The following is a 9,319-nucleotide window of genomic DNA, read 5'->3' on the forward strand; positions in this document are numbered from 1 at the left end:
GATGTGTATAAGAGACAGGCATGAGGCTGCGGCCGATGCGCTGCATGACGGCCATGACGCCCGCACCCTTCTTCTTCCCGGGTGCCGCCGTAGCGGTATCCGTACTCATCAACTTCCTCCATGGGGCAAGGTGCCGCCCAGGTCTTGGATGAGGGGAGGCGGCGACTCTGAGAACGCGGCGGGGAGACGGCCGCATGGTCTGGACCACTCAGTGGTGTAGACCAGTTTTAGCACGGTGAGGGTTAGATAAGGAACCTGCAATTTCCCTCCTTGACGGCGGGTAGTCCCACCGCCATCCAGGGTGACCGTACGCGGACACGGCGAAGCCCCCGGACCGTACGGTCCGGGGGCCGGGCGAGCGGCGCGTTCCCTGGCTCGGGCTACTTCGTGAGGTCCTCCTCGATTCTCTTCTCCTCCTCCTCGGGCTCCCTCCCCGGCGTCGGAAGGTCGAACCTGGTGATCGCGAACCGGAAGACCACGTAATAGACGACCGCGAAGCACAGTCCGATCGGGATGATCAGCCAGGGTCTGGTGTCCAGGTGCCAGTTGACGACGTAGTCGATCAGCCCCGCCGAGAAGCTGAACCCCGCGTGCACCCCCAGGGCCCACGTCACCCCCATCGAGACCCCGGTGAGGACCGCGTGCACCCCGTACAGCAGCGGTGCGACGAACATGAACGAGAACTCCAGCGGTTCCGTCACCCCCGTCACGAACGACGTCAGCGCCACGGACAGCATTAGACCCGCCACTTCCTTGCGGCGCTCGGGCCGCGCGGTGTGCGCGATCGCCAGTGCCGCGGCCGGCAGGCCGAACATCATGATCGGGAAGAACCCGGAGGTGAACTGCCCCGCCGACGGGTCCTGCGCGAAGAACCGGGAGATGTCGCCCTGGACGGTCTGGCCGTCGCCCCCGGTGAACTCGCCCGCCTGGAACCAGAAGAACGTGTTCAGGAACTGGTGCATGCCGATCGGGATCAGCAACCGGTTCGCGAAGCCGAAGATCGCCGCGCCCCACGCGCCGAGATCGATCAGCTGCTTGGAGAACCAGGTCAGCGCGTCACCCACCGGCTGCCACAACAGGCCGAACAGCACGCCGAGGACCACGCACAGGAACGCCATCAGGATCGGCACCAGCCGGCGGCCGTTGAAGAAGCCCAGCCAGTCGACCAGCCTCGTACGGTGGAAGCGCTGCCACACCACGGCGGTCAGCAGGCCGATGAGGATGCCGCCCAGGACCCCGGGGTTCTGCGGTTCGCCCTCGGGAAGGGCCTCGGTCACCGAGCCGGCCACCGGGAACGCCCCCAGCACCCCCCGGTACACGAGGAAGCCGACGACCGCGGCGAGAGCCGTCGAGCCGTCGGCCTTCTTCGCGAAGCCGATCGCGACGCCGATGCAGAACAGCAGGGGGAGTCCGACCGTACCGTCCAGGATGGCGTTGCCGCCGTTGAGCAGGACCTTGGAGGTCTTGTCCCAGAAGGCGCCGTGCAGATACGAGTCGAAGAGGTTGCCGAGGCTGACGAGCAGACCGGCCGCCGGCAGTACGGCCACCGGCAACTGCAGGCTGCGGCCCACTTTCTGCAGCCCCTGGACCGGGCCGTTCCACCACCTCCGCCCTGGTGCTGTCGCCGCGTTCGCACTCATCGGCATCCTCCCGAACACATCAGGTTTGGCGGTCGTCGCAGACTGGTGTAGACCAGTTGCGATACGGTGCGGAGCCCCTCCGCGAGGCGGGGCTCCAGTGATCGTCATCATTGGGGACCGTGCGGTTACCCGCCCGTGAAGTTGGGCCAACCGTGCGTTACCGTGACGAACGGACCCACGGTGGGCCGCCCACGCACGTAAAGACCAGGGAGAAGGACATGGCCAGCAAGGCTGAGAAGATCGTCGCCGGGCTCGGCGGTATCGACAACATCGACGAGATCGAAGGCTGCATCACCCGCCTCCGCACCGAGGTCCACGACCCCAGCAAGGTCGACGAAGCCGCGCTCAAGGCCGCCGGCGCCCACGGCGTCGTCAAGATGGGCACCGCGATCCAGGTCGTCATCGGCACCGACGCCGACCCCATCGCCGCCGACATCGAAGACATGATGTGACCGGCTGACAGCCACCCGGCCCGCGCAGACCCCGCAGGCCCCGCTCCCGCCGCTCCCCCGGCCCGGAACGGGGCCTGCGGCGCGTACCCGTCCCGGAAGCGGGGCCCGCCGCGACCCGGACCGGGGCACCCCCCTCCGGCCGATAGGCTCGACACCATGTCTCGTATCGACGGCCGCACCCCCGAACAGCTCCGCCCCGTCACCATCGAACGCGGATGGAGCAAGCACGCCGAAGGGTCCGTGCTCATCTCCTTCGGCGACACCAAGGTCTTCTGCACCGCCTCCGTCACCGAAGGCGTCCCGCGCTGGCGCAAGGGCAGCGGCGAAGGCTGGGTCACCGCCGAGTACTCCATGCTGCCCCGCTCCACCAACACCCGCGGCGACCGTGAATCCGTACGCGGCAAGATCGGCGGCCGCACCCACGAGATCAGCCGGCTCATCGGCCGCTCGCTGCGCGCCGTCATCGACTACAAGGCCCTCGGCGAGAACACCGTCGTCCTCGACTGCGACGTCCTCCAGGCCGACGGCGGCACCCGCACCGCCGCCATCACCGGCGCCTACGTCGCCCTCGCGGACGCCGTCGCCTGGGCCCAGGGCAAGAAGATCGTCAAGCACGGCCGCAAGCCCCTCACCGGCACCGTCGCCGCGGTCAGCGTCGGCATCGTCGACGGCACCCCGCTCCTCGACCTCTGCTACGAGGAGGACGTCCGCGCCGAGACCGACATGAACGTCGTCTGCACCGGCGACGGCCGCTTCGTCGAGGTCCAGGGGACCGCCGAGGCCACCCCCTTCGACCGCGCCGAGCTGGACGCCCTCCTCGACCTCGCCACCGCCGGCTGCGTCGACCTGGCCACGCTCCAGGAGGAGGCGCTCGCCCGCACTCTCGGCGGGTGACGAGGCGGCCGCGTACGGCGCGCACGGCGCGTACGGCGTGGTGACGGATACGGGCGCACGGGCCGGACCGTGCGCCCGTCCGCGTATCCAGTCCGTCCGGGCCGGGATCGCACGGGCGGCGGCCCCTGATAATCGAGGTATGACCCGCCTCATCCTCGCCACCCGCAACGCCGGGAAGATCACCGAACTCCACGCGATCCTCGCCGACGCCGGACTCACCCACGACCTCGTCGGCGCGGACGCGTACCCCGACATCCCCGACGTCAAGGAGACCGGCGTCACCTTCGCCGAGAACGCCCTGCTCAAGGCCCACGCCCTGGCCCAGGCCACCGGCCACCCGGCCGTCGCCGACGACTCCGGCCTCTGCGTCGACGTCCTGGGCGGCGCCCCCGGCATCTTCTCGGCCCGCTGGTCCGGCACCCACGGCGACGACGCCGCCAACCTGGACCTGCTGCTCGCCCAGCTCTCCGACATCGACTCCCCGCACCGCGGCGCCTACTTCGCCTGCGCCGCCGCCCTGGCCCTGCCCGACGGTACGGAACGCGTGGTCGAGGGCCGACTGGCGGGCACGCTGCGCCACACCCCGGCCGGCACGCACGGCTTCGGCTACGACCCGATCCTCCAGCCCGACGGCGATTCCCGGACCTGCGCGGAACTCTCCCCGGCGGAGAAGAACGCCATCAGCCACCGCGGCAAGGCGTTCCGGGCGCTGGTGCCGGTGGTGCGGGAGCTGGTGGGCTGAGTCCCCGGACATGGAAACGGCCTGCGAATCGATCCTTGATTCGCAGGCCGCTCTCGGTGCGGCGGAAGGGATTCGAACCCTCAAGCCGTTTCACGGGCCACAGATCCTAAGTCTGCTGTGTCGCCAGTTGCACCACCGCCGCTAGCCGCCTGCCATCGTACCGGGCGGGCCGCCTACGTGGTGAGCGAGTCTCCAGGGTGCACTGCGCGGCGTGCGCCCCCTCGGCACCACGTGGTGGTGACGGCGTGACAGTTCGGGCACAGGAGCCGCAGGTTCTCAGCACGGTCGTCGCTCCAGTCGCCGTTGATGTGGTCGACCTCCAGGGTGATCGGGCTGCCGCGCCAGACCGGATCGCGTCCGCACTCGCCGCACCGCTCGGCCACGCCGATCTCGGCCAGGGCCCGACGCAGGAGCACCGTCTTGGTGCGGTGCTTACCGTCATGCTTCACCAGTAGGTCTTCGGGGCGCCTGGTGGGGGTGGGACCCGGGCTGCCGCGCTGGTGCGCCTGACCGAGGAAGTGTGAGGTCGTCATGGCTTCCTCCGCGATCCACTGGCGCAGGAGGTGCCGCTGATGCCTGTTGTCCCGGCGGCCGAGTCTGCGTAGCAGCTCCGCCCAGGAGTGGGAGGTCGCCACGGCCTCACAGAGTGTATCCCGGGCCGGGCGCGAGGCGACCGTACCGGAGCCGCAGGAGCCGAAGTGGGAGACGTCGATCCCGAAGTGGGCGAACCGCCGTAACAGATGGCGCCGGAGGTGTCCGTAGGGAGGAGTGCCGAAGAACGCTATGACCTCATCGATGTCGGAGCACTCTTTGGCGGCACTGGTCAACTGCTCACGGGTGTACTGCTTCCTTCGGCTCACCGGTCGCCGCTCCTCGCGCGGTGTCCCTTGGCGCGACCGCGATACGTGTCGGTCGCCGAGTGGCAGTTGGGGCACAGGAGCCGCAGGTTCTCCAGGCGGTTGTCGCGCCAGTCCCCGTTGACGTGGTCCACCTCGAGTGGGAGCGGGCGCCCGCGCCAGAGGGGTTCCGTTCCGCAGAGAATGCAGCGTTCCGCGATGCCGTGTGCCGACATGGCCGACTTGAGGCGGGCGCCGGGCACGCGGCGAGCGTGCGGGGACGTGTCCTCCACCAGCAGCTCTTCGGGGGTGCGCCGACGCTGCTTCGTCCCGGTCCGGGGTAGCTGGGTGAAGTGCGTGGTGTCGATGCCGTATGCCTTGATGCGTCGGCTGATGTTGGTGTGGTGGCCCCCCACCGCTTCGAGGCCGAGACGCTGGAGCACCTCGTACACACTTGTCGACGCGGCCACCGCGGGCTCGAGGATCTCCCTGGTCCAGCGGGCGTTCTCCCGCTCGAAGTGCCCGGTGGCGATGCCCATCTTCCTCATGCGGTCCCGAACGTACCGTCGTGTCGAACTCTTCGGGTGGACCCCGAGCTTTGTCAGTGCCTCCGAAAGGGTCCGTGACGACGACGCTGCCTCTGTGAGGCGCTCGCGCGTGTAGGGGCTTGCCGGCATGCTTCCCTCCCTGTGTGACCGGGCGTTCGAGGTCTCGTACGGAGCAACGATCCGTTAATCGGATGGTCACGTCCGCAATGCGATGAGATGTGGAAGGGCCCGTACCGCTTCCGGTGAAGCGGTACGGGCCCTTCGGCAGTGGCTGGGTCAGAACTTCGGGTCCGGGCTCTGGGCCTGGACCAGTTCCGCGGCCTCCTCCGCCGTCTCCACCGAGGGCGGGGAGCCGGCCAGGGGCTTGTTGGCGGTCTCCTTCATGCAGGCCACCGCGATCACGCCGATCAGGGCCGCCGCCATCGCGTAGTACGCCGGCATCAGGTTCGAGCCGGACCAGCTGATCAGGGCCGTGATCACCAGCGGGGTCGTGCCGCCGAAGATCGAGGCCGAGAGGTTGTAGCCGACGGAGAGGGAGCCGTAGCGGACGTTGGTCGGGAACAGCGCCGGGAGGGCGGCGGACATCGTGCCCAGCATGCAGACCAGGGAGAGGCCGAGCATCAGCATGCCGACCGTGATGGCGATGATGCTGCCCTGGCGGATCAGCAGGAACGCCGGGAGCGACAGGAACAGGAAGCCGAGCATGCCCGTCATCAGCAGCGGCTTGCGGCCGAAGCGGTCGGAGAGCTTGCCGAACCGGCTGATGACCAGCATCAGGAAGACCATGACCGCGAGCAGGATGAGCAGGCCGTGCGTCTCGCTGTAGCCGAGTTCGTCGGAGAGGTACGTCGGCATGTACGACAGCAGCATGTAGTCGGTGATGTTGTACGCGCCGACCAGGGCGATGCAGAGGATCAGCGTCGGCCAGTACTGGCGGAAGATCTTGGCCAGGTCGCCCTTGGCGGTGGACTCCACGTGGTCGGCGGCCTCCGTGGCGTGCGCCGTGCCGCCCTCCAGCTTCTGGAAGGCGGGGGTCTCGTCCAGGCGCAGTCGCAGGTAGAGGCCGACCAGGCCGAGCGGGCCCGCGACCAGGAACGGGATGCGCCAGCCCCAGGACTCCATCTGGGCGGTGTCCAGCACGGCGTAGAGGGCGGTGACGAGGCCGGCCGCGCCCACGTAGCCGGCCAGGGTGCCGAATTCGAGGAAGCTGCCGAAGAAGCCGCGGCGCTTGTCGGGGGCGTACTCGGCGATGAAGGTGGAGGCGCCGCCGTACTCACCGCCGGTCGAGAAGCCCTGGAGCATACGGAAGAAGATCAGCAGGACGGCGGCCCAGACGCCGATCGTGCCGTGGGAGGGGATCAGGCCGATCGCGAAGGTGCCGACCGCCATGAGGATCATGGTGAGGGCGAGGACCTTCTTGCGGCCGATCTTGTCGCCCATGGGCCCGAAGAACATCCCGCCCAGCGGCCGGACGAGGAAGGCGACCGCGAAGGTGGCGAACGAGGAGAGGAGCTGGGTCGTGTCGTTCCCGGAGGGGAAGAAGACGTGGCCGATGGTGACGGCCAGGTAGGAGTAGATGCCGAAGTCGAACCACTCCATGGCGTTACCGAGCGACGCCGCCTTCACCGCGCGCTTGACCGCCTGGTCGTCGGTGACCGTGATGTCGGTCCGGCGGAGGCGGGGGTTCTGGCGCTTTCTGATCGCACGGAAGAGTGCGGGGTGGCGTTTGACCGCTTCAGGGTCGGCCACCTGGTGGGGGTCGGGGGCCGCCATGGCCGGGTCCTTTCCTCGACGGTGTTCAGGAAAGGCTTCTGCGCGGTCATGGCGGTTGCAAACCGAATCAACGGCCGATTGCGACGTCGGTCACAGGTTTCGGCCAGGGGGAGCGGTCCGGGTCAGATGCCGAGGTCCTTGATGATCTTGGCTACGTGACCCGTCGCCTTGACGTTGTAGAGAGCCCGCTCCACCTTGCCCTCTTCGTCCACGACGATCGTGGACCGGATGACGCCCGTCACCACTTTGCCGTAGAGCTTCTTCTCTCCGTAGGCGCCGTAGGCCTCCAGGACCTCCTTGGAGGGGTCCCCGACCAGGGTGACCTTGAGGTCTTCCTTCTCACGGAACGTCGCGAGCTTCTCCGGCTTGTCGGGGGACACGCCGATGACGTCGTAGCCGGCCGTGGCCAGGATCTCCAGGTTGTCGGTGAAGTCGCAGGCCTGCTTGGTGCAACCGGGGGTAAGCGCGGCTGGGTAGAAGTAGACGATGACCTTGCGGCCCTTGTGGTCCGCGAGCGAGACATCGTTGCCGTCGGCGTCCGGAAGGGTGAAGGCGGGGGCGGTGTCGCCGGTCTGCAGTCGCTCGCTCATGTCTCTCCTCGAGTGGCATACGGGGTGTGCGGGACCGAGCGTAATAGGGGGTGCCGCCGGGTGTACGGGCGGTCGAGCTGACAGACTGTCGATGAAGGTTCACCGGACGACGACCACGGAGGCGGCGCAGTGTCGGATACCAGGACCCCTGCGCAGATCGAGGCGGACATCATCAGCAGGCGTGAGCAGCTTGCGGTGGTGCTGGACGAGATCGGGGTGCGGGTGCACCCGAAGACGATCATGGACGACGCGAAGGCCAGGGTGGCGTCGACCGTGGACCGCACGGCCGGGCGGGCGTACGTCGCCGTGAACCGGTCGGTGTCGGGCGTGAAGGCGCAGTTCGTGGCGGAGGACGGCTCCCCGCGTCTGGACCGGGTGATCCCGGCGGCGCTGCTGGTGGCGGGAGCGGTGGCGCTGCTGACGGTGTCGTCGCGCTCGTCGGGCTCCTCGCGCCGGAAGAAGCGCTGAGGACGGGTTCGCGGAACCCTTTCGGCGGTGGTGGGCCCCGCGCCCGTCCCGGCCGGCTTTCCGTGGTGCCCCGGGGGCGTGCGGGCGGGCCCCGGGCAGGTAGGTTCGGGGCGTGAGCGAGAACACCGACGACAAGCTGCCCATCCGGATGCTGCACGACCGTGTGCTGGTCCGGTCCGATTCGCCCGAGGGCGAGCGGCGTTCCGGCGGGGGCATTCTGATTCCGGCGACGGCGGCGGTGGGCCGGCGTCTGGCGTGGGCCGTAGTGGTCGCGGTCGGTCAGAACGTGCGGACCGTGGAGCCGGGCGACCGGGTGCTGTACGACCCCGAGGACCGGGCCGAGGTGGAGGTCCGCGGGGTGGCGTACGTGTTGATGCGGGAGCGGGACCTGCACGCGGTGGCGGCGGACCGTTTCGAGGGTTCGGTGGATTCGACCGGGCTGTATCTGTAGGAACCGCTGGCGCTCTCCTTCCGGGGCGGCGTCCTCCGGGGTGCCCCGGAGCGGCCGGGACGGCCGGTAGGGCCGGGAGGGCCGGAGAAGGCCTGGTGGCGGTGGTCACCAGGCCTTCTGTCGTGCGCGCGGGTGTTGCTACGGTGGGACCGCCCCCGACGAGACGCGCCGTACCGGGTTTCCGCAAAGACGACGCACCCGTGTTCTGTCCGCGTGTTCGTCTGTGGAGGTGCCGTCATGGCGTGGGTTCTGCTGGTGGTCGCCGGTCTGCTGGAAGTGGCCTGGTCGATCGGGATGAAGTACACCGAGGGGTTCACGCGGCTGTGGCCGAGCGTGTTCACCGGGGCCGGGATCGTGGCCAGCATGGTGCTGCTGTCGCACGCGGCGAAGACGCTGCCGATCGGTACGGCCTACGGGGTGTGGGTCGGGATCGGTGCGGCGGGTGCGGCGGTGCTGGGCATGGTGGTGCTGAACGAGCCGGTGACCGCGGCCCGGATCTTCTTCGTCTGTCTGCTGCTGGTGGCGGTGGTGGGGCTGAAGGCGACGTCCGGGCACTGACGCCGCCCGTTCCGGGGCCCTGCCGGGTCAGGGTCCCGGAGTGCCGGCCGGGGTCGCGGGCGCCGTCTTCGGGGCGCTGTCGTGCCGGGTCGGCTTCGGTGCCGGGGAGGCCGTCGCTCCGCCCGCGGGGGCGCGTCCCGGGTCGGCGGGTGCGGGGGTGCCGGCCGGCTTCGTGCCGGTGCGGTCCCTGGGTGACCTCGCCGTGGGTGAGGCGCTGTCGCGGCCTCCGGCCTCCTCGGTGTCCCGGGGGCGCTTGGAGGGGTCCGTGTCCTCGTCCTGTTCCTCGGGTCCTTCGTCGGCTTCCAGTTCGAAGTCCTGGGCGTCGCTGCCTTTCAGTGCGGCCCGGGTGTAGGCGCCCCAGGTCTCG

Annotated in this window: 11 protein-coding genes, 1 tRNA gene, 1 pseudogene and 1 riboswitch; of the genes and pseudogenes, 6 read left to right on the forward strand and 7 right to left on the reverse strand. The window is 69.3% G+C overall.

Going from position 1 to position 9,319, the window contains the following annotated elements; genetic code table 11:
• Window positions 1-380 precede the first annotated feature (380 nt).
• On the reverse strand, window positions 381-1,640 hold the full coding sequence (locus tag IH13_RS0124310) for a PTS transporter subunit EIIC (protein WP_031087834.1): 1,260 nt from the start codon (window positions 1,638-1,640) through the stop codon (window positions 381-383).
• 152 nt (window positions 1,641-1,792) lie between these two features.
• Between IH13_RS0124310 and IH13_RS0124315 the strand changes: the two genes are divergently transcribed.
• From IH13_RS0124315 to rdgB, 3 genes are all read left to right on the forward strand, one after another.
• On the forward strand, window positions 1,793-2,092 hold the full coding sequence (locus tag IH13_RS0124315) for a PTS sugar transporter subunit IIB (protein ID WP_082317689.1): 300 nt from the start codon (window positions 1,793-1,795) through the stop codon (window positions 2,090-2,092).
• A gap of 156 nt (window positions 2,093-2,248) precedes the next feature.
• Window positions 2,249-2,986, forward strand: coding sequence for a ribonuclease PH (gene rph, locus IH13_RS0124320; RefSeq protein ID WP_031087837.1), 738 nt, complete (start codon window positions 2,249-2,251; stop codon window positions 2,984-2,986).
• 139 nt (window positions 2,987-3,125) lie between these two features.
• On the forward strand, window positions 3,126-3,728 hold the full coding sequence (gene rdgB / locus IH13_RS0124325; protein ID WP_031087839.1) for an RdgB/HAM1 family non-canonical purine NTP pyrophosphatase: 603 nt from the start codon (window positions 3,126-3,128) through the stop codon (window positions 3,726-3,728).
• A 57-nt stretch (window positions 3,729-3,785) separates the two neighbouring features.
• On the opposite strand, the gene IH13_RS0124330 is transcribed toward rdgB, so the two are convergent.
• The 5 genes from IH13_RS0124330 to bcp all read right to left on the reverse strand — a co-directional run bounded on the left by IH13_RS0124330 (window position 3,786) and on the right by bcp (window position 7,475).
• Window positions 3,786-3,870, reverse strand: a tRNA-Leu gene (locus tag IH13_RS0124330).
• Window positions 3,871-3,901: 31 nt separating this feature from the next.
• Window positions 3,902-4,588 carry an HNH endonuclease signature motif containing protein gene (locus IH13_RS0124335; protein ID WP_031087840.1) on the reverse strand — a complete coding sequence of 229 codons (687 nt, stop codon included), beginning with the start codon at window positions 4,586-4,588 and terminating at the stop codon, window positions 3,902-3,904.
• The gene (locus IH13_RS0124340; RefSeq protein ID WP_031087841.1) at window positions 4,585-5,241 is read right to left on the reverse strand and encodes an HNH endonuclease signature motif containing protein; all 657 of its coding nucleotides are present in this window, start codon (window positions 5,239-5,241) and stop codon (window positions 4,585-4,587) included. Before IH13_RS0124340 ends, IH13_RS0124335 begins: the two co-directional genes overlap by 4 nt.
• 147 nt (window positions 5,242-5,388) lie before the next feature.
• Complete coding sequence (gene proP, locus IH13_RS0124345) at window positions 5,389-6,885, reverse strand: glycine betaine/L-proline transporter ProP (RefSeq protein WP_031087842.1); 1,497 nt, start codon at window positions 6,883-6,885, stop codon at window positions 5,389-5,391.
• A gap of 122 nt (window positions 6,886-7,007) precedes the next feature.
• On the reverse strand, window positions 7,008-7,475 hold the full coding sequence (gene bcp / locus IH13_RS0124350; protein WP_031087843.1) for a thioredoxin-dependent thiol peroxidase: 468 nt from the start codon (window positions 7,473-7,475) through the stop codon (window positions 7,008-7,010).
• 129 nt (window positions 7,476-7,604) lie between these two features.
• On the opposite strand from bcp, the gene IH13_RS0124355 reads away from it, so the two are divergent.
• From IH13_RS0124355 to IH13_RS0124365, 3 genes are all read left to right on the forward strand, one after another.
• Window positions 7,605-7,943, forward strand: a complete 339-nt coding sequence (locus IH13_RS0124355; protein ID WP_031087844.1) for a DUF3618 domain-containing protein — start codon at window positions 7,605-7,607, stop codon at window positions 7,941-7,943.
• A 112-nt stretch (window positions 7,944-8,055) separates the two neighbouring features.
• Entirely contained in the window at window positions 8,056-8,394 is a 339-nt protein-coding gene (locus IH13_RS0124360; protein WP_031087845.1) for a GroES family chaperonin, read from the forward strand.
• A gap of 136 nt (window positions 8,395-8,530) precedes the next feature.
• Window positions 8,531-8,593, forward strand: a riboswitch (guanidine-III (ykkC-III) riboswitch).
• 38 nt (window positions 8,594-8,631) lie between these two features.
• Window positions 8,632-8,952 carry a DMT family transporter gene (locus tag IH13_RS0124365; RefSeq protein ID WP_031087846.1) on the forward strand — a complete coding sequence of 107 codons (321 nt, stop codon included), beginning with the start codon at window positions 8,632-8,634 and terminating at the stop codon, window positions 8,950-8,952.
• Between the two features lie 27 nt (window positions 8,953-8,979).
• Here the strand turns inward: IH13_RS0124365 and IH13_RS0124370 are convergent.
• Window positions 8,980-9,319: pseudogene (locus tag IH13_RS0124370) on the reverse strand (penicillin-binding protein); the annotation flags it as partial.

It is taken from the genome of Streptomyces sp. NRRL WC-3549 (assembly GCF_000721935.1).
GTDB lineage: Bacteria > Actinomycetota > Actinomycetes > Streptomycetales > Streptomycetaceae > Streptomyces.